Source organism: Ruegeria sp. (assembly GCF_965221235.1).
Taxonomy (GTDB): domain Bacteria; phylum Pseudomonadota; class Alphaproteobacteria; order Rhodobacterales; family Rhodobacteraceae; genus Ruegeria.
In genome coordinates this window covers 3,162,239-3,184,952 of sequence record NZ_CBDCRS010000004.1, presented here as the reverse complement: position 1 = coordinate 3,184,952, position 22,714 = coordinate 3,162,239, and the positions used below count along the sequence as shown (strand labels likewise).

General features: G+C 59.4%; 23 protein-coding genes and 1 pseudogene. 11 read left to right on the top strand and 13 right to left on the bottom strand.

Going from position 1 to position 22,714, the window contains the following annotated elements:
* Positions 1–36: 36 nt before the first annotated feature.
* The 6 genes from ACOQOY_RS19225 to ACOQOY_RS19200 all read left to right on the top strand — a co-directional run bounded on the left by ACOQOY_RS19225 (position 37) and on the right by ACOQOY_RS19200 (position 6,280).
* Positions 37–819: a DNA repair protein gene (locus ACOQOY_RS19225; RefSeq protein WP_420586933.1), complete on the top strand. Its 783-nt coding sequence runs from the start codon at positions 37–39 to the stop codon at positions 817–819.
* A 120-nt stretch (positions 820–939) separates the two neighbouring features.
* Complete coding sequence (gene radA / locus ACOQOY_RS19220) at positions 940–2,301, top strand: DNA repair protein RadA (protein WP_420586932.1); 1,362 nt, start codon at positions 940–942, stop codon at positions 2,299–2,301.
* A gap of 41 nt (positions 2,302–2,342) precedes the next feature.
* On the top strand, positions 2,343–2,936 hold the full coding sequence (locus ACOQOY_RS19215; RefSeq protein ID WP_420586931.1) for a CvpA family protein: 594 nt from the start codon (positions 2,343–2,345) through the stop codon (positions 2,934–2,936).
* A 617-nt stretch (positions 2,937–3,553) separates the two neighbouring features.
* A complete protein-coding gene (gene purF / locus ACOQOY_RS19210) occupies positions 3,554–5,077 on the top strand; it encodes an amidophosphoribosyltransferase (RefSeq protein WP_420586930.1) in 1,524 nt (507 codons plus the stop codon).
* 267 nt (positions 5,078–5,344) lie between these two features.
* Positions 5,345–5,593, top strand: a complete 249-nt coding sequence (locus ACOQOY_RS19205; protein ID WP_420586929.1) for a hypothetical protein — start codon at positions 5,345–5,347, stop codon at positions 5,591–5,593.
* Between the two features lie 42 nt (positions 5,594–5,635).
* Positions 5,636–6,280 carry an SDR family NAD(P)-dependent oxidoreductase gene (locus tag ACOQOY_RS19200; protein ID WP_420586928.1) on the top strand — a complete coding sequence of 215 codons (645 nt, stop codon included), beginning with the start codon at positions 5,636–5,638 and terminating at the stop codon, positions 6,278–6,280.
* A 59-nt stretch (positions 6,281–6,339) separates the two neighbouring features.
* On the opposite strand, the gene ACOQOY_RS19195 is transcribed toward ACOQOY_RS19200, so the two are convergent.
* From ACOQOY_RS19195 to ACOQOY_RS19180, 4 genes are all read right to left on the bottom strand, one after another.
* The gene (locus ACOQOY_RS19195; protein ID WP_420586927.1) at positions 6,340–7,182 is read right to left on the bottom strand and encodes an ATP-binding protein; all 843 of its coding nucleotides are present in this window, start codon (positions 7,180–7,182) and stop codon (positions 6,340–6,342) included.
* A 118-nt stretch (positions 7,183–7,300) separates the two neighbouring features.
* Positions 7,301–8,176 (bottom strand): twin-arginine translocase subunit TatC, encoded by an 876-nt coding sequence (gene tatC, locus ACOQOY_RS19190; RefSeq protein WP_420586926.1) that lies wholly within the window; start codon positions 8,174–8,176, stop codon positions 7,301–7,303.
* Positions 8,173–8,631, bottom strand: a complete 459-nt coding sequence (gene tatB, locus ACOQOY_RS19185; RefSeq protein WP_420586925.1) for a Sec-independent protein translocase protein TatB — start codon at positions 8,629–8,631, stop codon at positions 8,173–8,175. The genes tatC and tatB overlap by 4 nt, the downstream gene beginning before the upstream one ends.
* Before the next feature lie 6 nt (positions 8,632–8,637).
* Positions 8,638–8,853 (bottom strand): twin-arginine translocase TatA/TatE family subunit, encoded by a 216-nt coding sequence (locus ACOQOY_RS19180; protein ID WP_170348913.1) that lies wholly within the window; start codon positions 8,851–8,853, stop codon positions 8,638–8,640.
* A 219-nt stretch (positions 8,854–9,072) separates the two neighbouring features.
* Here ACOQOY_RS19180 and ACOQOY_RS19175 point away from each other — a divergent pair, with 219 nt between their 5' ends.
* Together ACOQOY_RS19175 and ACOQOY_RS19170 are read left to right on the top strand one after the other, a co-directional pair.
* The gene (locus ACOQOY_RS19175; RefSeq protein ID WP_420586924.1) at positions 9,073–9,378 is read left to right on the top strand and encodes a hypothetical protein; all 306 of its coding nucleotides are present in this window, start codon (positions 9,073–9,075) and stop codon (positions 9,376–9,378) included.
* A 21-nt stretch (positions 9,379–9,399) separates the two neighbouring features.
* Entirely contained in the window at positions 9,400–10,071 is a 672-nt protein-coding gene (locus ACOQOY_RS19170; protein ID WP_420586923.1) for a helix-turn-helix transcriptional regulator, read from the top strand.
* A 63-nt stretch (positions 10,072–10,134) separates the two neighbouring features.
* Here the strand turns inward: ACOQOY_RS19170 and ACOQOY_RS19165 are convergent, their stop codons facing one another.
* From ACOQOY_RS19165 to ACOQOY_RS19130, 8 genes and pseudogenes are all read right to left on the bottom strand, one after another.
* On the bottom strand, positions 10,135–11,298 hold the full coding sequence (locus ACOQOY_RS19165; RefSeq protein ID WP_420586922.1) for a peptidoglycan DD-metalloendopeptidase family protein: 1,164 nt from the start codon (positions 11,296–11,298) through the stop codon (positions 10,135–10,137).
* A 63-nt stretch (positions 11,299–11,361) separates the two neighbouring features.
* Positions 11,362–12,012, bottom strand: a complete 651-nt coding sequence (locus tag ACOQOY_RS19160; RefSeq protein ID WP_420586921.1) for a protein-L-isoaspartate(D-aspartate) O-methyltransferase — start codon at positions 12,010–12,012, stop codon at positions 11,362–11,364.
* Positions 12,009–12,791 carry a 5'/3'-nucleotidase SurE gene (gene surE, locus ACOQOY_RS19155; RefSeq protein ID WP_420586920.1) on the bottom strand — a complete coding sequence of 261 codons (783 nt, stop codon included), beginning with the start codon at positions 12,789–12,791 and terminating at the stop codon, positions 12,009–12,011. Before surE ends, ACOQOY_RS19160 begins: the two co-directional genes overlap by 4 nt.
* Before the next feature lie 121 nt (positions 12,792–12,912).
* Entirely contained in the window at positions 12,913–14,031 is a 1,119-nt protein-coding gene (locus ACOQOY_RS19150; RefSeq protein WP_420586919.1) for an ABC transporter ATP-binding protein, read from the bottom strand.
* A 45-nt stretch (positions 14,032–14,076) separates the two neighbouring features.
* Positions 14,077–15,135 (bottom strand): methyltransferase domain-containing protein, encoded by a 1,059-nt coding sequence (locus ACOQOY_RS19145; protein WP_420586918.1) that lies wholly within the window; start codon positions 15,133–15,135, stop codon positions 14,077–14,079.
* Between the two features lie 95 nt (positions 15,136–15,230).
* A pseudogene (locus tag ACOQOY_RS19140) lies at positions 15,231–16,390 on the bottom strand (hypothetical protein).
* A gap of 2 nt (positions 16,391–16,392) precedes the next feature.
* Positions 16,393–17,172, bottom strand: a complete 780-nt coding sequence (locus ACOQOY_RS19135; protein ID WP_420586917.1) for an SDR family oxidoreductase — start codon at positions 17,170–17,172, stop codon at positions 16,393–16,395.
* Positions 17,173–17,246: 74 nt separating this feature from the next.
* A complete protein-coding gene (locus ACOQOY_RS19130) occupies positions 17,247–17,609 on the bottom strand; it encodes a nuclear transport factor 2 family protein (protein WP_420586916.1) in 363 nt (120 codons plus the stop codon).
* Between the two features lie 108 nt (positions 17,610–17,717).
* On the opposite strand from ACOQOY_RS19130, the gene ACOQOY_RS19125 reads away from it, so the two are divergent.
* From ACOQOY_RS19125 to ACOQOY_RS19115, 3 genes are all read left to right on the top strand, one after another.
* Positions 17,718–19,322 (top strand): peptide chain release factor 3, encoded by a 1,605-nt coding sequence (locus ACOQOY_RS19125; RefSeq protein ID WP_420586915.1) that lies wholly within the window; start codon positions 17,718–17,720, stop codon positions 19,320–19,322.
* Between the two features lie 18 nt (positions 19,323–19,340).
* A complete protein-coding gene (locus ACOQOY_RS19120; RefSeq protein ID WP_420586914.1) occupies positions 19,341–20,279 on the top strand; it encodes a glycosyltransferase family 2 protein in 939 nt (312 codons plus the stop codon).
* Between the two features lie 186 nt (positions 20,280–20,465).
* Positions 20,466–21,815 carry a DEAD/DEAH box helicase gene (locus ACOQOY_RS19115; protein ID WP_420586913.1) on the top strand — a complete coding sequence of 450 codons (1,350 nt, stop codon included), beginning with the start codon at positions 20,466–20,468 and terminating at the stop codon, positions 21,813–21,815.
* Here ACOQOY_RS19115 and ACOQOY_RS19110 read toward each other — a convergent pair.
* Entirely contained in the window at positions 21,812–22,711 is a 900-nt protein-coding gene (locus ACOQOY_RS19110) for an EamA family transporter (protein ID WP_420586912.1), read from the bottom strand. The genes ACOQOY_RS19115 and ACOQOY_RS19110 overlap by 4 nt on opposite strands.
* Between the last annotated feature and the right edge of the window lie 3 nt (positions 22,712–22,714).

Sequence of the window (22,714 nt, the reverse complement as noted above, 5' to 3'; positions counted from 1 at the left end):
CGATGTGTATCGGTTCAAAAAAGGAGTTCGTCGAACATGACCGCCCTCCATAACATAACATTTCAATTTCAGAATATCTTTTTACGTCTTACATTTACCCTGATTTGCGCAGCCGCATTGGCGGCGGTTTCTGCCACAGTTTTAGCCGCTTTTGGTGTACTGCCCTGGCTGTCCATGCAGGCCGGTTTCGGCACTGGCCCGGTCACGGATGCCGGGATGTATATCCAGATCGGCCTAACCGCTTTGATTCTGATGCTTGCCTTTTACCTGCCAGCCAATGCCCGCATGATGGCGCTGGAAAACACGCATCGTAAGTTCGACCTGAACATGCATGACATCGCCGAGGCCTATCAGATGGCCCACGCCGCAGATCGCGAGGGGCTGTTCATGATGTCCTCAGAATTTGACGCGGTCAAAGAACGCATGGGGTTTTTGCGGCATCACCCCGACCTTCAAACGCTTGAACCTCAGATCCTGGAACTGGCCGCACAAATGAGCCAGATCAGCCACGAATTGGCTGAAACCTATGGGGATGCCAAAGTCTCTCGCGCGCGCCTGTTCCTGCAACAACGTCAGGAAGAGATCGAACAATTCCAAGGCCGGATCGAAGAGGCACAGGTCATCCAGAACGAACTGCGCCAATGGACCCGCGATGTCGAGATGGAGGAGTCCATCGCCAGATCGCAACTGGCCCGCCTGCGCGACGAGTTGTTCGAGCTGTTGCCTGAACTATCCGTGCAATTGCAGTCGCTGCCGGATGACCGCGCCACTGGCGAGTCCAGCGTTGTTCCCATGTCGCCTCCGCGCGCCGCTGAATAGGCGCGCCAGCGCCCGCTGCGGACGATGGCCCGCAGGGCCTGAGGACACGGCGCCCCTCCGGCGGAGATGAAAGCCCTGCAAGGGCTTGAAGAACCGCCCGCCCTCAGGCACCAAGGCCGCATGGCAAAGACGACTTTCTCCTGCTCGGCCTGCGGCGCGTCGCATTCGCGCTGGTCCGGGCGATGCGACGCTTGTGGTGAGTGGAACACGATCACGCAGGACGTCCCCCTTTCGGCTGGCCCCGCGAAAAAGTCCCTCGGTGGTAAACGCGGCCAGTCCATCGCACTCACGGACCTGTCCACCGAGGAAACGCCCCCGCCGCGCACCCTCTGCGGGGTTGAGGAGTTGGATCGCGTGCTGGGCGGCGGCCTCGTCCCTGCCTCGGCCCTGCTGGTGGGCGGAGATCCCGGCATCGGCAAATCTACCCTACTGCTACAGGCTGCGGCACGTTTTTCCCGCGCGGGTGTCAAAACCATCTATGTCTCGGGCGAGGAAGCCAGCGCGCAGGTCCGCATGCGCGCGCGTCGTCTGGGGCTTGAGGATGCGCCCGTCCAATTGGCCGCCGAGACCAACCTGCGCAATATCCTGACGACGCTTGAGGCCGAAAAGCCCGGCCTCGCCATTATCGACTCGATTCAAACCATGTGGGCCGACAATGTCGACAGCGCACCAGGCTCGGTGTCACAAGTCCGGGCTGCGGCGCATGAATTGACCACGTTTGCGAAACGACACGGTGTGTCGATCGTCATGGTTGGTCATGTCACGAAAGAAGGCCAGATCGCCGGCCCCCGCGTGGTCGAACACATGGTCGACACCGTACTGTATTTCGAAGGCGAACGCGGCCATCAGTTCCGCATCCTGCGCGCCGTCAAAAACCGATTTGGCCCCGCTGATGAGATCGGCGTGTTCGAGATGACAGGCAAGGGTCTTGCGCAGGTCACCAACCCGTCGGCCTTGTTCCTGTCGGAACGCGGCACGCCCAGCCCCGGATCGGCCGTTTTTGCCGGTATAGAAGGCACTCGCCCCGTGTTGGTCGAACTGCAAGCGCTCGTCGCCCCGTCTCCACATTCGCAACCCCGTCGCACCGTCGTGGGATGGGACAGCGGGCGGCTGGCGATGATCCTCGCGGTGCTCGAAGCGCGCTGTGGTATCCCTTTTGCGGGTCTCGATGTGTACCTGAACGTCGCCGGAGGGCTGAAGGTCAGCGAACCCGCAGCCGATCTTGCCGTGGCTGCCGCCTTACTGAGTGCCCGAGAAGACACAGCCTTGCCCGCAGACACAGTCGTTTTCGGAGAAATCTCGCTATCCGGGGCACTTAGACCCGCCCCACAGACCGAAAACAGGTTGAAAGAAGCACAAAAACTTGGTTTCACGTCGGCCATCGCCCCGGCGGGCGGCAAAACCGGCACTGTGGCAGGTCTGACACTCACCCGACCCTCTGATTTGGTGGGGTTTGTTGGCGAAACCTTCGGAGCAGGTTAAGATAACGCCTTGAGGGGCAGAAAAAATTACGGGCGAGGGCCATGGAAGGTTTTACAATTATTGACGGGGTGGTTGCCCTGATCATCGTCGTGTCGGGCCTTCTGGCCTATTCCCGCGGTCTTTTGCGAGAGATTCTGGCCATCGCGGGCTGGGTCGCAGCCGCTGTACTTGCATTCATCTTCGCGCCACAAGCCGTTCCACTGGTGAAAGAGATTCCGGTGGTCGGAGATTTCCTGCGCGACAGCTGCGAATTGTCGGTAATCACCGGCTTTGCCGCCGTCTTTGCGATTGCACTGATCGTGGTCAGCATCTTCACACCGCTATTTTCGTCGATCGTGCAACGCTCGGCCATTGGCGGGCTGGATCAGGCACTGGGATTCTTCTTTGGCATCGCGCGCGGCATCCTTTTGGTCGCTATCGCCTTCTTTGTCTATGACACGGTAATGACGGGCCAGTCCTATACAATGGTCGACGAAAGCCGCTCGGCCAAGGTGTTCGAACAGTTCAGCGATCAGATCGAGGAACAAAACCCTGAGCAGGCTTTGGGCTGGATTACCAGCCAATACGAAGAGCTGGTTGCCAGCTGTGGCGCAGGGTCCGAGGAACCGGAAGCACCGGCCACCACCACCGAATAAGCAAAATGCCCGGGTCCTGCCTGGGCATTTTTCATTGCATCAGCGCGTCGCTTCAGACAAAGCCCTCACCCGCGCAAACTGTACATCTTGTGTTCTTTAGCCCGAAACATCCGTCGCAACGGCTCATGATCGGTTTGCCGTGGATATCCCGGCTTTTGACAACCTCCCCGGCCCCGTTGCAAATCGGACAGGGCGCACGCCCCTGCCCGCGGCAGCGATGACAGCGCCGCTTTACGGGTTCATCTTTCTTTATACCTTGCTTGTGTTCCCACATGGCTGGGTCCCAATCATTACCTGAACTTTGATAAATCACTTGTTACTCTCACCATGACAGCACAGGCCTGCGTCGCTGTCACCAATTCATGATGTTTTTCGTAAAATCCGCGCGAGGCAGAACACAAATGTGATCCTTTGATGACACAGGCCCTGATAGGCATTATGTGAGAGCCGAACTGACATGGAATCGGAGCTACCGATCTTGCTGCATCTGTTTTCTTTCGCGCTTGTACCGACAGCGGTTGCGCGTATAAGCCCCCTGCCGGGCAGGCAGTGCGCAGCAATCCTCCGAACCGCAGCGCAAATCGACACAGTAACGTCATAGAGGTTGGAGCCCGTACATGTGTGGTATTTTGGGGATCGCAAGCAGGACACATGATGTCTTTGCGGAAATCTATGACGGGCTGCTGATGTTGCAGCACCGGGGTCAGGATGCCTCGGGGATCGTCACCTATAACGGCGAGTTCTTCCGCGAAAAGAAAGCCAACGGCCTGGTTAAGGACGTCTTCAACGCCAACGATGCCGAGACCCTTTTGGGCAAGATCGGCATGGGCCACGTCCGCTATCCAACCGCCGGCTCGCTAAGCGCATCCGAGGCGCAACCGTTTTTCGTAAACGCGCCCTATGGCATCTATCTGGTCCATAACGGCAACATCACCAACACTGCCGCACAACGTGCAAAAGTGACCGGCAAATACAGCCGCCACCTACGCACGACATCGGATTCCGAGATTTTGCTGAACGTGCTGGCCGACAAAGTGGCCGACGCAATCAAGGTGAACGGCAACGCGGACCCGATCCGTAACATTTTCGCCGGTGTGAAGATGACGATGGAGCGTGTTCAGGGCGCCTATTCCGTCATCTGCCTGATTGCGGGCGTTGGCATGCTGGCCTTCCGCGACCCATATGGTATTCGCCCTCTGTCCGTCGCTAAGCGTTCCGTCGACGGTGCCGGTGATGACTTTGCCTTTGCGTCCGAAGATGTGGCCTTTGGTATCAACGGGTTCGAAAAACTGCGCGACCTGCGCGCGGGCGAAGCGATCCTGATTGACCTTGAAGGCAATATGCACGAGTTTCAGGCGGTCGAAGGCAAACTGACGCCCTGTATTTTCGAATACGTTTACCTGGCCCGCCCGGATTCACTGCTGGATGGCGTGTCGGTCTACAAAACCCAGATGCGTATGGGGCAGACGCTGGCCAAACAGATCCAGGACTCGGGGCTTGAGATCGACCGGATCATCCCCGTCCCTGACAGCGCCCGCCCTGTTGCGCTTGAGGCTGCCAAGATCACCGGCATCCCTTATCGTGAAGGGCTGGTTAAAAATCGCTATGTGGGCCGGACCTTCATCATGCCGGGCCAGGCCGAACGTCAAAAGTCGGTGCGCCGCAAGCTGAACGCGGTTCCGCTGGAATTCGACGGGCACAATGTCCTGTTGATCGACGACTCCATCGTGCGCGGCAATACGATCAAAAAGATCGTTCAAATGTGCCGTGATGCCGGGGCCAAAAAAGTCTACATCGCCAGTGCTTCGCCGCCGGTGAAATTCCCTAATGTTTATGGCATCGACATGCCCACCAAGCATGAGCTGATCGCAAACGGCAAAGAAATCGAGGAAATCCGCGAGGAACTGGGCGCGGATGCCCTGTTCTATCAGAACCTCGACGATCTGATCTGGGCTGCGAAAGAGGGCAATCCCGACATCGAAGCCTTTGACTGTTCCTGCTTTGACGGCAACTACATCACCGGCAGTGTCAGCGACGACTATCTGGACAGTCTGGAAAACAGCAGCCGGGTGAGCAAAAAGCGCGAGGACATGCAGGTTCCCGGCGGCTCGTGGAACAGCGCAAAGCTGGCATCGGGGTAGCACCCGAACCGAATCAAACTATCGACCGGCCCGTTTCGTAAATGCGATGCGGGCCTTTTTCTGCCTGCTTTCTTTGACTGATTGGTGAAAATCCGCCCACAACTTTTTGGGGAAGGCGACGCAATCGCAAGGGCTTCGACAGGCAGTAAATTGCCCACGGGGATGTGACAGGTCGCCGGTCTTTCCCTTGGTCCAAGGGTTTGTTACCTCACGCCCTACCAACCACTCATAACAAGGGGTCTGGCCGCTGCGGCTGGGCCGCGACTCATGCCAAACGCAACCGTCGAAAGCGCGGCCACTCAAAAAGGCGCGTTGAAGAAGAGCTCTGTTTCCCTGCTTGGCGTATTCGGTCCAAAGGCCGAAATGCGTGCGCTTGTGCGGTTATCGTCTGGCCGTGTGAAAGAGGTCAAGCTTGGCAGCCGCGTGTCCTCTGCCACTGTGGTCGCCATTGATGGCGATGGCGTCATGCTGCGACAAAGCGGCCAAACCAAACGGATCGCCATTCCCGGTAGCTAATCCTGCCTTGACGCCCTGCGCGCAGGGGTTCAAACCGCTGTCATGACCGATCAGACCAAAATCGCCCTTATCACAGGGGCCTCTCGCGGGCTCGGCGCAGCTCTGGCCGAGGCGCTGGCCCCCGAATACCACATCGTCGCTGTCGCCCGCACCACCGGCGGGCTGGAAGAGCTGGACGACCGCATTCAGGCCAAAGGTGGCGCAGCCACGCTGGCACCTATGGACGTTGCCGATCCGAACGCCATGGCGACCCTGTGCCGAGGCATCCATGACCGTTGGGGCAAGGTGGATCTTTGGCTGCATACGGCCATCCACACCTCGGCACTGACGCCCACGCATTTCGTTGACCCCAAGGAATGGGCCAAGGCGCTCAATACCAACGCGACCGCCACGTCGGTTCTGATCCCTTACGTTGCACCCTTGTTGGGCGACACTGGCCATGCGGTGTTTTTTGATGATCCCAAGGCGGGTGAGAAGTTTTACGGCATTTACGGCGCGACCAAGGGCGCACAGATGGCACTGGCCCGCAGCTGGGCGCGCGAGTCCGAGCGCACTGGGCCGCGTGTGTCGATCATCGAACCCAAGCCGATGCCCACAGCCGTGCGCGCGCGGTTCCACCCGGGCGAGGATCGCGACGCCTTGACCAGCACAGCGGATGAGGCTGCGCGGATTTTGGCAATGCTTTAGGGATTGGCCCATTGGGCCATGCCTCCGGCGGAGGAATTTTTGGCCAGATGAAGCTGGGATCAGGCGATGTGTACGCCGTTTCGCCCGGCCAGATCGACAAAGAACTGCCATGCCACGCGGCCCGAACGTGCGCCGCGTGTTGCCTGCCATTCGATGGCCTCAGCACGCAGGGTTTCGGGCGCAACTGAAACGCCATAGGCCGCGCAATAGCGGTCGATCATCGCCAGATACTCGTCCTGATCGCATGGGTGGAACCCCAGCCAGAGGCCGAAACGATCAGACAGCGATACTTTTTCTTCGACCGCTTCGGACGGGTTGATCGCGCTTGAACGTTCGTTCTCGATCATATCCCGCGGCATCAGGTGGCGGCGGTTCGAGGTGGCGTAAAACACAACGTTCTCTGGGCGACCTTCGATACCACCATCCAGCACGGCCTTGAGCGATTTATAGTGCTGGTCATCGTGGCTGAACGACAGGTCGTCGCAGAACAGGATGAACCGATGCGGCGCGGCGCGCAGATGGTTCAGCAGACGCGCGACCGAACCCATGTCTTCGCGCTGAAGCTCGACCAGTTTCAGATCGGGGTGCTCGGATTGCAGTGTGCCATGGACTGCCTTGACGAGGCTGGATTTCCCCATCCCCCGCGCGCCCCAGAGCAAAGCGTTGTTGGCCTTAAACCCAGCAGCGAAGCGGTGCGTGTTGTCCAGTAGGGTATCGCGGGACCGGTTGATCCCAACAAGCAAATCCAGATCGACGCGGTTAACCTCTTTCACAGGCTCCAAACGGTCCGGCTCCACATGCCAGACAAAAGCCGGGGCTGCCGCAAAGTCCGGTGCAGCCAATGGCGCCGGGGCCATGCGTTCCAATGCGTCGGCAATGCGGTTCAGGGCTTGATCGTCCATTGAGGTCTCCGGTCGTGTCTTGGGCGGTTTCAAACCACGTTCCGTACGGCGCAACAAGTGCTGGACACGAAAAAGGCGCGCCAAATGCAGCGCGCCTGTTTCTAAAGCTTAAGCAGGACTACTTGCCGTCTTCTTCGCGGACGATCTCTTCGTCTGCCTCTTCTTCGTCGTCGTAGTAACCGTCGGCGCGCAATTGTTCCTCGCGCTTTTTCTCGACGCGAGCGACGAGGAAGATCGAGATTTCATAAAGACCGTAAACCACGACGAACAGGATCACCTGAGTAATCACGTCCGGCGGTGTTACCAGTGCGGCCAGCACAAGAATGGCGACCACGGCATATTTGCGAACCGATCCTAACCCTTCAGCGGTGACCAGACCGGCCTTGCCCATCAGGGTCAGCAGAACCGGAAGCTGGAAACACAGACCAAAAGCCACGATGAACTTAATGGTCAGGTTCAGATACTCTTGTGCTGAGCCCTGGAACACCACACTCAGCGGCGCGGCTGTTGCGCCTTCGGTCACAGCCTCGCCCTCAGCACCGAATTGCTGGAAGCCAAGGAAGAAGTCATAGGCCAGCGGCGTGACGACGTAGAAGGCAAAGCTTGCGCCCAGCAAGAACATGAAGGGCGAGGCCAACATGAACGGCAGAAACGCGTTCTTCTCAGACTTGTACAAGCCCGGAGCCACAAAACGCCACATCTGCATCCCGATATAAGGGAACGCCAGAATGAACCCGCCTAAAAGCGAGACTTTAATGGCAACGAAGAAGCCTTCCTGCGGAGAGATAAAGATCAGCCCGCAGTCCTGCCCCCGTTCAGCCAGAACATCGCAGAGCGGCTGCGTCAGGAAATTGAAGAGCGGCGTGGCCACTGTAAAGCAGACGATCATGCCGACCAGAAAGGCCACGACACAGTGAATCAGTCGCGTGCGCAATTCCGCCAGATGCTCGATCAATGGGGCCGAGCTGTCTTCGATCTCGTCGGTCTTGGTCATGTCTTGCTTTCGGTTTTAAGCGCGGCTTCAGCCTCTTCGGCCTTGGCCAATGCTTCGGCAGCTTCCTTGGCCTTGCGCTCAGCAGCGGCACGTGCGGTCGAGGCCTGAATCTTTTTGGCCTGTTCAGCCCGTTCAGCGGCCAGTTTGCCGGTTTCGCTTTCGGGATCGAACTTGGTCGGGTCGATGCTCTTGGCCAAATCCTGTGCAGCTTCCTTCACGCCGTCCATGGCGCTGCCCACAGGGTTCGTGGCCGCGTTGAGACCTTTCTTGATCTCGTTCACGCCCGCCTGATCTGCTGCTTCGTTCATGGCGCTGCTGAATTCGCGCGCCATGCCGCGCGCCTTGCCAACAAAGCGCCCGACATTGCGGAACAACACCGGCAGGTCCTTTGGCCCCACAACGATCAGGGCAACAACGCCGATGACCAGAAGCTCGGTCCAGCCCAGATCAAACATCTGGACTTAGGCCTTGTCTTTGTCGGTCTCGGGCGTGACGTCCTTGGCCACTTCGGCGGCGTCCTGCTCCAGCTCGTCCGCGCCTTCTTTCACGCCCTTCTTGAACGAGGTGATGCCCTTGCCCACTTCGCCCATCAGCGAGCTGATTTTACCGCGGCCAAACAGCACCAGAACCACAACGGCGATCAGCAGCAGACCGGGAAGGCCGATATTGTTGAGCATGTCTCTTCTCCTATTAGGTCGGCGCACTGCGCCGGGAATGTGATCTGAGGCCGTGTTTACGCCTGCCGGTGCGATTGCAAAAGCACCTCGGACCGGTTCCACGCCCAAATGTGAAGGGTTCCCCCGTTTTTTGCGGGTTGGCAAAAGACAACTGACAGGTTTATGTCAGTTGTAGGCGACTAGGAACAGAGCATCGAAACCTGGTCAACGGAGATTCAAATGACCCATGTTGCAGAAATCGTCACCTTTACGCTTGCGGACGGCGTAACCCCGGAAGAGTTCGTAAAACTCAGCCAGACCTCCGAGGCCTTTGTCCGAGCAGCCCCCGGTTTTGCGCACCGCCAGCTGAGCCAGGGCGCGGACGGCCATTGGACCGATTATGTCATCTGGCAGGACATGAAAGCCGCGCAGGACGTGGCGGCCCAGTTCCCGCAGCAGGATTTCGCCCCAGCCTTGATCGCCGCGATTCAACCTGACAGCGTCCAGATTCGCCATGAGAATGTACTATGGAACATGACCGCCTGAGCGCGGCCCGGACGGCGTGTCATGCGCCGCTCTGACCGCCTGTTTGATATCATCCAGATCCTGCGCGACGGCAAACTGCACCGCGCGCAGGACATCGCGGACCGGCTCGAAGTGTCGGTCCGTACGATCTATCGCGACATGGACACGCTGGTTGCCTCGGGCGTTCCGGTCGAAGGCGAACGCGGCGTGGGTTACATGGTGCGCGAGCAGATCACCCTGCCCCCCTTAAACCTCACCCCGGCGGAACTGGAGGCGTTGAACCTTGGCATGGCCATTGTGGCCGAAGCTGCCGACCCGGACCTCAAAGCCGCCGCTGAAACGCTGGCCGAGAAGATTGACGCAGTACTGCCCACGCAAGTGGTGGCCGAGGCAGATACGTGGAAATTCGCCGTCTACCCCTTTGCCGATGCCGCCCGAGGGTTGGCTCATATGGCTCCGATCCGCGCAGCCATAAAATCACGCCAAAAATTGCGCCTGTCCTATCGCCGCATCGACGGAGTGCTGACCGAGCGCACGATCCGCCCCCTGCACATGGAATACTGGGGCCGCGTTTGGACCCTGACAGCGTGGTGCGAGCTTCGCAACGGGTTCCGCGTGTTCCGTATCGACCTGATCGAGGCAGTTTCACCCCTGCCAGAAATCTTCGCCGACGAACCCGGAAAACGCCTGAGCGACTACGACCCGCACGGCTGATCCACCCTACATCTGGCTAAAAATATCCCCGCCGGAGGCATGGCCCGCAACGGGCCATTCGCCTCACTTCAGATATGGCTCGGGATCAACGGATTCAAATCCCTGACGCACTTCGAAATGGACATAGGAATTGTCCCCGCCGCGCAGTGACGCGATCTGTTGCCCACGCCGCACCCGATCATCCTTCTTGACGGTGACTTTGTCGACATTGGCATAGACGGTCAGCAGATCATTGTTGTGTTTGATCACGATGATCGGCACCTGATCTGCATCGGCGGTGATCGCGGCAACCGTGCCTGCCTCGGCTGCCTTGACGGCAGTACCCGGCCCAGCGGCGATGTCGATTCCCTCGTTCTTACCCTTGTCGTAGGTGCGGATAATCGTGCCAACCACCGGCAAGCCCAAGGCCGCGCTGCTTTGATTGGTGGGGGCTTCGGCCGTTATGTCCGGTGCGGGCGGCGCTGGCGCGATCACCTCGTCCGGCAAAGGTTGCGTCGCGCTTGGAGGCGTCGGCGTCGGCGACCCCTCCCCCGGTTGGGTGACATTGGTGGCCGGAGCAGCCGCTTGTTGCGGCGCGGGCTGGTTTTTGACCGGGATCAGCAGGAACTGATCCTCGCGCACGGTGAAATCGGAATCCAGACCGTTCCAGTCCGCCAACGCATCAATCGGCACATCGTACAGCCGGGAAATGGTAAAGGCCGTTTCGCCACGTTTAACCTTGTGACGGATCGGTTCCGGTCCGGACGGCACCGGGGGCGGAGCGGGTGCTGCGGCGGGCTGCACCGGTTCCAGTGTAGAAGTCCGAACCGTCCCATCGGCCGGAGCCTGATCAATCGCGTTGCCAGCGATTGAGGCAATATCAACGTTGCTGCTCGCCCCCACCGTCCGGGGCAAGGCGATCACTTCGCCATCGCGCAACTTGTCTGTCGGTTGCAGCCCGTTGAAAACGGCAAGTTCGCCTTCGGGCAGGCCGACGCGCGCGGCAACGTCCTGAACCGTGTCACCACGACGAGCGATGGCGACCTGATAGGTTGGATAGGTTATGACGCCGCGCGCATCCGGTGTCGGGCGGCTGGCGGTTGCGGTTTGCGCAGCACCTGTGGTCGAAAATCCGCCAATCTGGCCCCTCAGATCGTAGTCCAAGGGTCCTTCACAGGCCGCAAGGAACGTCAAAGCTGCCACTCCGGTCGCGCAACGAAGCATCGCTGATTTGGAAACTGCTCTCATTTTACTGTCCTCGACACCTGCCCCTGTTCGCCGGGGTTCCGGTGCTTATTGCAGAATGTTCCTTTACGCCCCGTCCTTCCCAAGCCCTTCCAGCAAGGGTACGAAACGAACGGGCAATAATTCATCATAGTCCAAACCGGTCTCGGTGCGCCTGACCCGGATCAGGGTCTGAACCGCATCCGACTGTCCCACCGGCAACACCATGATACCGCCGATTTTGAGCTGCGCCAAGAGCGGCCCGGGCGGGTCCTCGGCGGCGGCTGTCACAATAATTCGATCAAACGGAGCCTGCTCGGGCAGGCCAAAGGAGCCATCCGTCAGCATCGCGGTGACATTGGTCAGGCCCATCTCGCGGAACAGCGCGCCGGTTTCTCGCACCAGCCGGGTGTGACGCTCAACCGTATAGACCCGGCGCGCCAACTTCGACAGGATCGCGGCCTGATAGCCCGAGCCTGTACCGACCTCTAAAACCGTATCGCGCGGGCGCACGTCCAATGCCTGCGTCATCAGCCCCACGACCGAAGGCTGGCTGATCGTCTGACCGCAGGCAATTGGCAGAGGCGTGTCCTCATAGGCGCGCTCGGCAAACAGGCCTTTGACAAACCGCCCCCGGTCGATCTGCTCCATAGCCGCCAACACGCGCGCATCCGTCACCCCACGCGACCGCAGGGCAAACAAAAATTGCATCTTGGTTTCGGCGTCCGGTCCGGTCATTCGATTGTCTTCAGTGCCTCAAGCGTATCATACGCCGTCAGATCGGCCCGCATCGGCGTGACCGAGATATATCCGGCCAGATTGACCGCCGCATCCGTTCCCGGTGCCGTTGGGTTATGCTGATAGCCACCCTTGATCCACAGGAACCGCCGCCCCGAAGGCGAACTGTGCGGCTCGACCGAGAAATGGGTATCACGACGATAGCCCTGCGCCGCAACGCGGGTGCCTAACACCTCATCTGCGGGAACCGGCGGGAAATTCACATTGTAAAACAGACGGTAATCGCCTTGCTCTGCCGGGGTTGCGTCCAGAATTTTCCGCACCAGATCGGCTCCGAACCGGGTCGCCGTCTCAAACGGATCTTCCAGCCCCAAATTGCGCGGGCCGAAATACTGGGATAGCGCAATTGCTGGAATGCCCTGCAATGCCGCCTCCATCGCGCCGCCAATGGTGCCGGAATAGAGCGTGTTTTCCGCCGAGTTATTGCCCCGGTTCACCCCGGACAAAACCAGATCAGGCGGCGCGTCCTTCATCACGTCATGCAAGCCAGCCAGCACACAATCAGCGGGCGAGCCTTCGGCAGCAAAGCGGCGCTCGCCCAGTTTGGCGACCATCATCGGGTGGGTGTAGCTGATGCAGTGGCCGACGCCCGATTGTTCAAACGCGGGTGCCACGACCCAAACCTCACCGTCAGGTCCGGCCAGATCGGCAGCAATTGCCTCCAACGCGATCAGGCCCGGTGCGTTGATACCATCATCATTTGTCAGAAGAATACGCATATGCCCCATCCACCGCAGCGTTTTGCCCTTGATAGACCCGCCCCCGCGTGGCGGCAAGCAAAGCGCGCGCGCAATCTGAGGCTTTCGCGCACCACTTGCCGCTAAACTGTGTCTTCAGCGTCTAACGTGGGAAAACAAAGCACCGGTTTCGACGAACTGTCAGCCACATGACCCGGCCCGGATTAGGTACAAAGACATTCGGCACCGTCGCTTTCAGGATCGAGCCATCATGGTCCATCCGAAACTCGACAAGGCTCTCATTGCCCAGAAACCGCGCGCGCTGAACAACGCCGCGCGCCGCAACGCCGTCCGTGGCGGTTGGCAGAGGCCCTTTGCCGTTGCGGTCAAAATCCAGCCGTACGTGCTGAGGGCGGAATACAATCTCGACATCCGTGCCGTCGGGCACCCCCGGCGCCAGAAACTGACCAAACGGTGTTTCGGCCAAGGCTCCATTCACTTGCGCGGGCAACACGTTGACATCGCTAAAGAATGCCACTGCTGCCTTGTCCGCCGGCCGGGTATAGACGTTATAGGGCGCACCCTGCTGCACGATCTTGCCGCGCCGCATCAACGCGATTTCATCGGCCATGCGCATCGCCTCTTCCGGCTCATGCGTGACCAGTACGACGGCAGCATCCTCTTCCTTGAGGATCGCCAGCGTTTCGTCCCGGATACCATCGCGCAAACGGTTGTCGAGGCCCGAGAACGGCTCATCCATCAACATGATCCGCGGTCGCGGCGCCAGCGCGCGTGCCAACGCAACGCGTTGCTGTTCACCGCCGGACAAATGATGCGGGTACTTGTCGATGAACCGGATCAGATCAACTTTGCGTAGCAACTCGTCCACGCGCGCGCGCTTTTCGTCCTTGTGACCTTTCAGGCCAAACGCCACGTTGTCGGCGACGCTCAGATGCGGGAACAAGGCGAAATCCTGAAACATCAGGCCAATCTCGCGACGTTCGGGCGGAACCCGGAACACCGTGTCGCAGATCAGCTTACCGTCGACATATATCTCACCGGATTCCTGCATCTCGACCCCGGCGATCATCCGCAGCGTGGTCGATTTTCCGCAGCCTGACGGCCCCAGCAGGCACGTCACCTGCCCCGCCTGAACGGTCAGCGAAACATTATCGACAACAACCCGCCCCTCATACCGGGCAACCAGATTGCGGATTTCCAGCCGTGGAGGAGTGTCTACGTTCACCGATAGGTCCCATTGCCTTTTCCCGATCAAAACCATCGGGCTTAGGCGGGGATAACAACCCCGCCCGTCAGGCGCAAGAGATCAGCAGCAACCGCCCGAGGTGGCCTCGGTCCCTGTTGCACCGGTGGCTTCAAACGGGCTTTCTCCGCCGCAGCCGTCAAAGATGCCATAATGTGTCGAGAAATCACCGATGAACTCGAAATGCCGCGCGAAACGCGTGTCTTTCAGCATCATCCAGGTGTTGCCGCAGACCGGAAAGACCTTGCCCGCCTCAATCGCGTGATGATCGTCCAACTCGAACAGATGCGGTGCGTTCGGGATGGTGCCTTTGTAGATCACTGCCTGACCGTAATCCTCGCAGGCAGGTTCCAGCTCGGGCAGCTTGAACAAACGATACGTGGCCGACAGGAATTTCAGTGGCGCGACACGCTCTTCAAGCACCGGATTTTCAATGGTCAGAGGACGATGCGTGACACGGCGCGGATCACCAAAGCCCGCTTTGCGCGAGATCGACAGGAAATCGTTCCAATACAACGCGCCCGAGAGGCATTCGCCATACAGCACCTCATCCTCTGCCATCGCCTGAGGCACGCGGCGGTCGGCGTAGACGTCCGAGAAATACATCTCACCCCCCTCTTTCAGCAGCCGATGCGCACCGCGCAGAACCGCCTCTTTATCGGTGGCAAGATTGATCACGCAGTTCGAAACGATGATATCGAACGAGCCGGGTTCAAGGTCCAGCTCATCCAGCTTTTCGATATAGCCGTGATGGAATTCCACATTGCTGGCGGCATGGCCAAAGGCTTCGGCGTGGTAATCCTGATGGGCGCGGGCCACGTCCAACTGCTCGGGTGTCATGTCGACGCCGACCACCCGGCCCTTTTCGCCGACCATGGCAGACAGGGCATAGACGTCACGACCGGCACCACACCCCAGATCGAGGATGCTCATCCCTTCCAGATCCAGCGGCGCGATCAGGCCGCAGCCGTAATAACGCGTCAGCACTTCGTCATGCACCTTGGACAGGATGCGTTTCAGGTGATCCGGCATGTCGTCGGGTGTGCAGCACGCGTTGGTCTGCAAATCCGAGCTGCTCTGCAAAACTTCACCGTAATAATTCTGGACCGACTCATGCTTCATCGTGGCAATCCTTTTCCCATGGGTTGAAACGCAGCTAATGCAGCACCGCCGCTTGCGCAATGCTGTCGGCCGGATTTTGACAAAAGCGTGAGGGTTTACGCCAGCAGTTCGAAATCCACACTTGCCCGGACGCGTCCGTTCACCTGAATCTCCAACCGATGCGCACCGGGGACCAGTTTGAACGTGGTCGCATCGCCCTTGAGCTTGTGTTTCTTGCTCAGGTTCAACGTGCCACCGCGCAAGACCGCCTGTTTCAGCTTGTGGACCTTAGCAACGTGCCACCGCGCAAGACCGCCTGTTTCAGCTTGTGGACCTTAGCTGAAGTTTTTCCACCAGGTCTTTGAAAGTGAATGATATAATCAACCAGAACCGGATGGTCCCCGTCGCCGTCCAACGTCACGTCAAATTCAAGTGCTGCTCCGACCCGAGCCTCGCCCCGGACCTGAACCGATGTTGTGATATCGGCATCGGGATCATAGCCCAGCATCCTCATCGCCTCGGGGTGTCCCGCCTTAACCAACCCGCGCAGGGTATGAGAAGTCATCCACCGCAGTTCATCCGCCGCCTGCTGACCAGCGCCGGACCATGTCCGCAACCGCCCCAGCACCAGATCGGGGTCTTTTTTGGTAATGTCGTTCAGGTGGTTCGCAACCGAGCGCGTGACATAGCGGGTCGGGTCAGTGTGCAGCCGGTCCAGCAAGGGCAACGGATCGGTCAATTCCAGCCCCACCGCCTGCCCCCATGGCAAACGCGGGCGCGTCCCTTCGCTGACCAGACGGCGGACGTGATAGCTGTCATGCCCGCACCATTGTTCCATCCGTGCCAATACCTGATCCGGGTAGTGGTTGAGGAAGGGACGGATGGCCCATTCCATCGAAAACCTTTGCGTCAGTTCTTCAAGCACATCCAGCGCCAGATCGGGATGGTCCAACCCCACCGCCACGACCCAATCGCCCAAGGGTGCAAAGATGAAATCGCCAAAATCGTCATCCGACTTGGTGGGGTCCAGCGGCGGCGGCAATGCGCGCAAAAGCACAGGTGCGATATCCGGCAAGTCCCCCGGCACGGCCTGTTGCAGGCATTCCGCGATCCAGGCCATGCGCTCTTTCAATTCAAGCTCTGGCAGGCGGGACATGACCTGAGCTTCAAAGGCCGGTGCATCAAAAGACGTATCCGCGTCAGCAAAAAGCCCCGCCAGATAGCGGGTCTTTTCGGCATTAAACAGCTGATCTTTAAGTGAGAAATTCTGCGCCATGGTCACATCGTCAGATTTGTTCCGCCACCGTCCAGCAAAATGTTCTGGCCGACGATGAACCCTGCATGTTGCGAGCACAGAAAGGCACAGGCGGCACCAAATTCCTGCCGTGTGCCATAGCGGCGCGCGGGGATGGTCGCAGCACGTTCAGCGCGCGCGTCTTCGATCGAGATGTTCTTTTGCAAAGACACATTGCCATCCAGCGCGTCCGCGCGGTCCGTCGCATGAATGCCGGGCAGCAGGTTGTTGATCGTCACCCCATGGGGCGCAACTTGACGGGACGTACCTGCGACATAGCCAGTCAAACCGGTACGAGCGGCATTCGACAGGCCCAGCACCGCTATCGGCGCGCGCACGGATTGCGAGGTGATGTTCACCACCCGACCCCAACCCTTGTCCATCATTCCGGGCAACAGCGCTTTCATGAAGGCTATCGGTGTCAGCATATTCGCATCGAGCGCGTTGATGAAATCCTCACGCTCCCAATCCGACCACATACCCGGAGGCGGGCCACCGGCATTTGTCACAAGGATATCAAAGCCCTGCGCGGCGTCTATCACCTGCGCCTGCCCCTCGGGCGAGGTCACATCACAGGCCACCGTCTGCACATCCACGCCATGCTCGGACCGCAAGCGCGCGGCCTCGGCCTCTAATGCTTCAGCCCCACGCGCATTCATCACCAGATCAACGCCCGCCGCCGCCAATGCCTCGGCGCAGCCCAAACCCAAACCCTTGCTGCTGGCACAAACCAGCGCGCGTTTTCCTTTTATTCCCAGATCCATCTTATCCTCCCCGTCTGTCGTTGCCCGCATGTCTAGCACCGGCCAGACGAGGAAGACCAGAAACGGTTCGTTGATCAGTAGAAGAACTCTTCCCGAACAATCTTGCCATTTGCCACGTGATAGACGCCCACTTCGCGCATATCGAACGCCTCGCCAGTTTCCTTGACCTTTCCCTGCACCTCGAAGATCACCGCGAACCGGTCATCCCCATGCGGGAAAGGGTCACTGACCGACGCGCCCGAGACCTCATGGGCGCCTTCCCACCATTCGTGCTTGCCACGGATTGCATCGACGCCGTGGGTTTCGCGCCCCATGTCCATAAAGTCTTGCGCCTCGACCGAAACGGCGTCCGGGGCGTAGAGCTTCGCCAAATTCTCTTTTGCGCGATCCTCGCGGCATCCGGCCACCAGTTCGTCAGCGATTTCTTTCAAATTCATTGATCTTCTCCATCATTTGTTCACTATATGTTCTTATTGCCACAGAGGAACGATTCGGACCACCCCTTTGTCTTGCCTCGGCAGGATTCCCCCCCTATACGCGCGGTTATGCTTGATACCTCGAACCAACCCTCCCTGCCGCCCGAGATTGCCCGTCGCCGGACATTCGCCATCATCTCGCACCCGGATGCGGGCAAGACGACGCTGACGGAAAAGTTCCTGTTGTACGGGGGCGCGATCCAGATGGCCGGTCAGGTGCGCGCCAAGGGCGAGGCGCGACGGACGCGGTCGGACTTCATGCAGATGGAGAAAGATCGGGGTATCTCGGTTTCTGCATCGGCCATGTCCTTCGACTATGGGAACTTCCGGTTCAATCTGGTGGACACGCCCGGCCACTCAGATTTCTCCGAGGATACCTATCGCACGCTGACCGCTGTGGATGCCGCCGTGATGGTGATCGACGGCGCGAAAGGTGTGGAAAGCCAGACGCAGAAATTGTTCGAAGTCTGCCGCCTGCGCGATCTGCCGATCCTGACCTTCTGTAACAAGATGGATCGCGAAAGCCGTGATACGTTCGAGATCATCGACGAAATTCAGGAGATGCTGGCCATCGACGTCACGCCCGCCGCGTGGCCGATTGGCGTGGGCCGTGACTTCATCGGCTGCTATGACATGCTGCGCGACCGGCTGGAGCTGATGGACCGTGCGGACCGTAACAAGGTCGCCGAGAGCATCCAGATCGACGGTCTGGACGACCCGAAACTGGCCGAACACGTCCCCGAGCATCTGTTGGACAAGCTGCTGGAAGAGGTCGAGATGGCACGCGAACTGCTGCCCGCGCTCGACCCGCAGGCGGTGCTTGAAGGGCACATGACCCCGATCTGGTTTGGCTCGGCCATCAACTCGTTCGGTGTAAAAGAACTGATGGAAGGCATCGGCGCCTATGGCCCGCAGCCGCAGGTTCAGTCGGCCGAACCCCGTCAGATTGCACCCGATGAAAAGAAGGTCGCCGGATTTGTCTTCAAAGTGCAGGCCAATATGGACCCCAAGCACCGCGACCGCGTGGCCTTTGTCCGCATGGCGTCCGGCCACTTCAAACGCGGCATGAAACTGACACATGTGCGGTCGAAAAAGCCGATGGCGATCTCGAACCCCGTGCTGTTCCTCGCCTCGGACCGGGAGCTGGCCGAAGAGGCCTGGGCCGGTGACATCATCGGCATCCCTAACCACGGCCAGCTGCGCATTGGCGACACGTTGACCGAGGGCGAAGCGCTGCGCGTGACCGGCATTCCCTCTTTTGCGCCGGAACTGCTGCAAACGGTGCGCGCGGGCGATCCGATGAAAGCCAAGCACCTAGAAAAAGCCCTGATGCAATTCGCCGAGGAAGGCGCGGCCAAGGTATTCAAACCCTCGATCGGTTCGGGCTTTATCGTCGGTGTAGTCGGCGCGTTGCAGTTCGAAGTGCTCGCCAGCCGCATTGAGATGGAATACGGCCTGCCCGTGCGCTTTGAGGCGTCTCAGTTCACCTCAGCCCGCTGGGTCAGCGGCGACAAGCTGGCGGTCGACAAATTCGTCAACGCCAACAAACAGCACATCGCCCATGATCACGATGGCGACATTGTTTACCTTACGCGCTTGCAGTGGGACATCGACCGCGTCGTGCGAGATCACCCCGAGCTGACCCTGACGGCCACAAAGGAAATGATGACGTGACCGGCCCCGGGGCAGCCTATGGCCGCTGACCCGACCTGGGGCATCGTCTCGACTGTCCGGGGGTCCGCCCCGGACATTTTGCGTTTTGTGGCCTATCACCTCGATCTCGGGGTGGACCGGATTTACATCTTTCTGGATGAACCCAACCCCAAGGCCTTTGACGCCCTGAACCAGCATCCCAAGGTCGTGGTTCGCATTTGCGACGACAGGTTCTGGGCCTTCCGCCAAAGGGAACGGCCAGAGCAACACCAGACACGGCAGACCGCAAACGCCTCGTTCACCTATCGCAAGGCGACCGAAGACTGGCTGGCCCATATCGACGTCGACGAGTTCCTGTGGCCGGACCGCCCTATTGCTGAACAACTGTCCGAGGTTCCCGACCATATCCCCGGCGTGCGCGTGCGCCCGGTTGAATCCATGGCCGGGGGCGAGGATAAGTTCAAAGCCTACATCCCGTCAGGCGCTGATCGCGACGGCATTGTGCAGGCCCTCTACCCCAACTACGGGGCTTTTGTGCTGGGCGGCTTCTTCAGCCACATACAAGGTAAAATTCTCGTCCGCACCGGACTGCCAAAAATCAGCCTGCGCATCCACAACGTGTTCCAAGGCGGTGAGGACCTGCGCATCAAAACAGAATTGCCACAGGTCGATCTTTGCCACTGCCATGCGACAGACTGGGAACATTGGCTGGCGCATTACAAATTCCGGTTGGCGCGCGGCTCTTACCGGCCCGGCATGTCGCCCAACGTCGCGCGGGACCGTGGTGGCATGAATATGAACGAACTGCTCAGCTGGATTGAAGCTGAAGGCGGCACCGACGGCCTGCGCGCCTTTTTTGATGAGATGAGCGGTACCGACTCCGGCGTTCGGGCACGGTTGGAACAATGGGGGATGATCCTGCATCGACCATTAGGATTAGATGAAAAGCTTGCGAAACATTTCCCCGGAAGCCTCTGAATTGTTGCGAGAAATCCGCATCATCACCAACCCCGATACCCTAAAGGGGAGTTCATTTGACCCCGGTCAACGTTTTTGTTATGTCCCGCCTCAAGCCGAAAATGCGCAATTCAGCGTATGGCCATCCGGGCCCGGCACACCTTTGACGCGCGGGCCAGGTCTAGTGTCCGCATGAACCGGACACACATGACAAAGTTTAACGAACTGAACCTGAACCCGAAGGTCCTCAAAGCCATTGAGGAAGCGGGATATGAAACCCCCACCCCGATCCAGGCCGGAGCCATTCCGCCCGCTTTGGAGGGTCGCGATGTATTGGGGATCGCGCAGACCGGCACCGGCAAAACCGCCAGCTTTACGCTACCAATGATCACACTGCTGGCCCGTGGCCGCGCACGTGCGCGTATGCCGCGCTCGCTGGTGCTGTGCCCTACGCGGGAACTGGCAGCGCAGGTGGCCGAGAATTTCGACACCTATACCAAACACCTGAAACTGACTAAGGCGCTGTTGATCGGCGGCGTTAGCTTCAAGGAACAGGATGCCCTGATCGACCGTGGTGTTGACGTGCTGATCGCCACGCCGGGCCGCCTGCTGGACCATTTCGAGCGCGGCAAGCTGCTGTTGACCGGCGTTCAGATCATGGTGGTGGATGAGGCCGACCGGATGCTGGATATGGGATTCATTCCCGATATCGAACGCATCTTCTCGCTGACACCCTTCACGCGCCAGACGCTGTTCTTCTCGGCCACCATGGCGTCCGAGATCGAACGTATTACCGATACCTTCTTGTCCGCCCCTGCCCGGGTCGAGGTTGCTCGTCAGGCCACAGCATCTGAGACTATCGAACAGGGCGTGGTCATGTTCAAAGGCGGTCGCCGCGACCGTGAGGCCAGCGCCAAGCGCAAGGTTCTGCGCGCGCTGATCGACTCTGAAGGCGAGAAATGCACCAACGCGATCATCTTCTGCAACCGAAAGACGGATGTGGATATCTGCGCGAAATCGCTGAAGAAATACGGCTATAACGCCGCCGCCATTCATGGCGATCTGGATCAGTCGCAGCGGATGAAAACGCTGGATGGCTTCCGCGATGGCTCTCTGCGCCTGTTGGTGGCCTCTGACGTGGCTGCACGTGGACTGGATATTCCGTCGGTCAGCCATGTGTTCAACTTCGACGTCCCCGGCCATGCCGAAGATTACGTCCACCGCATCGGCCGTACGGGTCGCGCGGGGCGTGAGGGCAAAGCTGTCACAATCTGCTCGGGCCGCGATGAAAAAGCCTTGGATGCTATTGAAAAGCTGATCCAGAAAGAGATCCCGCGCCTCGACAACCCTGTCAAGGATGAGCCGAAACCGGAGACTCCGAAGCCTGAGAAGAAGGCGAAGTCTTCTGAAGGTAAGCGCAGCGAGGGCAAGAAGGATCGCGAACCCAAAGGGCGCAGTCGTGGCCGCAGAGATGATAGCGGCCCTGCCGTGGTCGGCATGGGCGATCACCTGCCCAGCTTCATCGCCCTCAGCTTTGATGAGCGTCGCGCGGGCTAAATCGCCAGAACAAGCACCAAAATCGACAGACCCAACAGTCCCATCCCGGCGATCTCGCGCCGGGTTATGGTTTCGCGGAAGAACAGGATCGACGCGAGCAGGCTCAGGATCAGTTCGACCTGCCCCAGCGCTTTGACATAGGCCGCGTTTTGCAACGTGAAGGCCAAAAACCAGCAGAACGATCCGCCCAGACTGGTCAGGCCTACAAAAACACCGGTTGCCCGAGTCTCCCACACCGCGCGCAGTTCGGCCCGGTCGCGCCACAGCAGCCAAAGCCACATGCTAAGGAACTGGAACGAGACCACTGCCGCCAGCGTGATTAAGGCGCGGAACCAGGCGTTTACGTCCCCAAGCTCTAGCGAAGCGCCGCGATAGCTGACGGCGGAAAAGGCAAACAACACGCCCGAACCCAGCCCCAATTGTGAGGCCCGGTTGGTCAGATGCCGCCACCACGCGCCGTCTCCTCCGGGTGTTTTCGACAGCAGCAACACGGCCATCAGCCCCAAAAGGATTGCGCCCAAGGCGCCCATCGAAACCTCATCTCCAAGGATGAGGAAACCAACGATAGCCGTCTGAATCACTTCGGTTTTCTTAAAGGTGATGCCAACCGCAAAGTTACGCTGTTTGAAAAGGGCGACAACGCAGATCGTCGCCAGAATCTGGGCCGTCCCTCCGATTGCGACAAACACCCAGAACCGAGCCGTCAACGGCGGCAATTCGTGCCCTGCCCACAGCATGGCCAACAGCGCAGCTACAGCGAGCGGCATAGAATAGGCAAAGCGTGCAAAGGTCGCCCCGGCAGCAGACAGTTTCACGCTGCTCAGCGATTTTTGCAGCATGAAGCGCACGGTCTGAAAAGACGCGGCCGAGATCGTGACGGGAATCCATAAGCTCATGGC

What these genes read in the sequence shown, in the direction of transcription:
- ACOQOY_RS19225 (WP_420586933.1), top strand. Translation starts at nt 37, where the DNA reads ATGACCGCCCTCCATAACATAACATTTCAATTTCAGAATATCTTTTTA.
- radA (WP_420586932.1), top strand. Translation starts at nt 940, where the DNA reads ATGGCAAAGACGACTTTCTCCTGCTCGGCCTGCGGCGCGTCGCATTCG.
- ACOQOY_RS19215 (WP_420586931.1), top strand. Translation starts at nt 2,343, where the DNA reads ATGGAAGGTTTTACAATTATTGACGGGGTGGTTGCCCTGATCATCGTC.
- purF (WP_420586930.1), top strand. Translation starts at nt 3,554, where the DNA reads ATGTGTGGTATTTTGGGGATCGCAAGCAGGACACATGATGTCTTTGCG.
- ACOQOY_RS19205 (WP_420586929.1), top strand. Translation starts at nt 5,345, where the DNA reads ATGCCAAACGCAACCGTCGAAAGCGCGGCCACTCAAAAAGGCGCGTTG.
- ACOQOY_RS19200 (WP_420586928.1), top strand. Translation starts at nt 5,636, where the DNA reads ATGACCGATCAGACCAAAATCGCCCTTATCACAGGGGCCTCTCGCGGG.
- ACOQOY_RS19195 (WP_420586927.1), bottom strand. Translation starts at nt 7,182, where the DNA reads ATGGACGATCAAGCCCTGAACCGCATTGCCGACGCATTGGAACGCATG.
- tatC (WP_420586926.1), bottom strand. Translation starts at nt 8,176, where the DNA reads ATGACCAAGACCGACGAGATCGAAGACAGCTCGGCCCCATTGATCGAG.
- tatB (WP_420586925.1), bottom strand. Translation starts at nt 8,631, where the DNA reads ATGTTTGATCTGGGCTGGACCGAGCTTCTGGTCATCGGCGTTGTTGCC.
- ACOQOY_RS19180 (WP_170348913.1), bottom strand. Translation starts at nt 8,853, where the DNA reads ATGCTCAACAATATCGGCCTTCCCGGTCTGCTGCTGATCGCCGTTGTG.
- ACOQOY_RS19175 (WP_420586924.1), top strand. Translation starts at nt 9,073, where the DNA reads ATGACCCATGTTGCAGAAATCGTCACCTTTACGCTTGCGGACGGCGTA.
- ACOQOY_RS19170 (WP_420586923.1), top strand. Translation starts at nt 9,400, where the DNA reads ATGCGCCGCTCTGACCGCCTGTTTGATATCATCCAGATCCTGCGCGAC.
- ACOQOY_RS19165 (WP_420586922.1), bottom strand. Translation starts at nt 11,298, where the DNA reads ATGAGAGCAGTTTCCAAATCAGCGATGCTTCGTTGCGCGACCGGAGTG.
- ACOQOY_RS19160 (WP_420586921.1), bottom strand. Translation starts at nt 12,012, where the DNA reads ATGACCGGACCGGACGCCGAAACCAAGATGCAATTTTTGTTTGCCCTG.
- surE (WP_420586920.1), bottom strand. Translation starts at nt 12,791, where the DNA reads ATGCGTATTCTTCTGACAAATGATGATGGTATCAACGCACCGGGCCTG.
- ACOQOY_RS19150 (WP_420586919.1), bottom strand. Translation starts at nt 14,031, where the DNA reads ATGGTTTTGATCGGGAAAAGGCAATGGGACCTATCGGTGAACGTAGAC.
- ACOQOY_RS19145 (WP_420586918.1), bottom strand. Translation starts at nt 15,135, where the DNA reads ATGAAGCATGAGTCGGTCCAGAATTATTACGGTGAAGTTTTGCAGAGC.
- ACOQOY_RS19135 (WP_420586917.1), bottom strand. Translation starts at nt 17,172, where the DNA reads ATGGATCTGGGAATAAAAGGAAAACGCGCGCTGGTTTGTGCCAGCAGC.
- ACOQOY_RS19130 (WP_420586916.1), bottom strand. Translation starts at nt 17,609, where the DNA reads ATGAATTTGAAAGAAATCGCTGACGAACTGGTGGCCGGATGCCGCGAG.
- ACOQOY_RS19125 (WP_420586915.1), top strand. Translation starts at nt 17,718, where the DNA reads ATGCTTGATACCTCGAACCAACCCTCCCTGCCGCCCGAGATTGCCCGT.
- ACOQOY_RS19120 (WP_420586914.1), top strand. Translation starts at nt 19,341, where the DNA reads ATGGCCGCTGACCCGACCTGGGGCATCGTCTCGACTGTCCGGGGGTCC.
- ACOQOY_RS19115 (WP_420586913.1), top strand. Translation starts at nt 20,466, where the DNA reads ATGACAAAGTTTAACGAACTGAACCTGAACCCGAAGGTCCTCAAAGCC.
- ACOQOY_RS19110 (WP_420586912.1), bottom strand. Translation starts at nt 22,711, where the DNA reads ATGAGCTTATGGATTCCCGTCACGATCTCGGCCGCGTCTTTTCAGACC.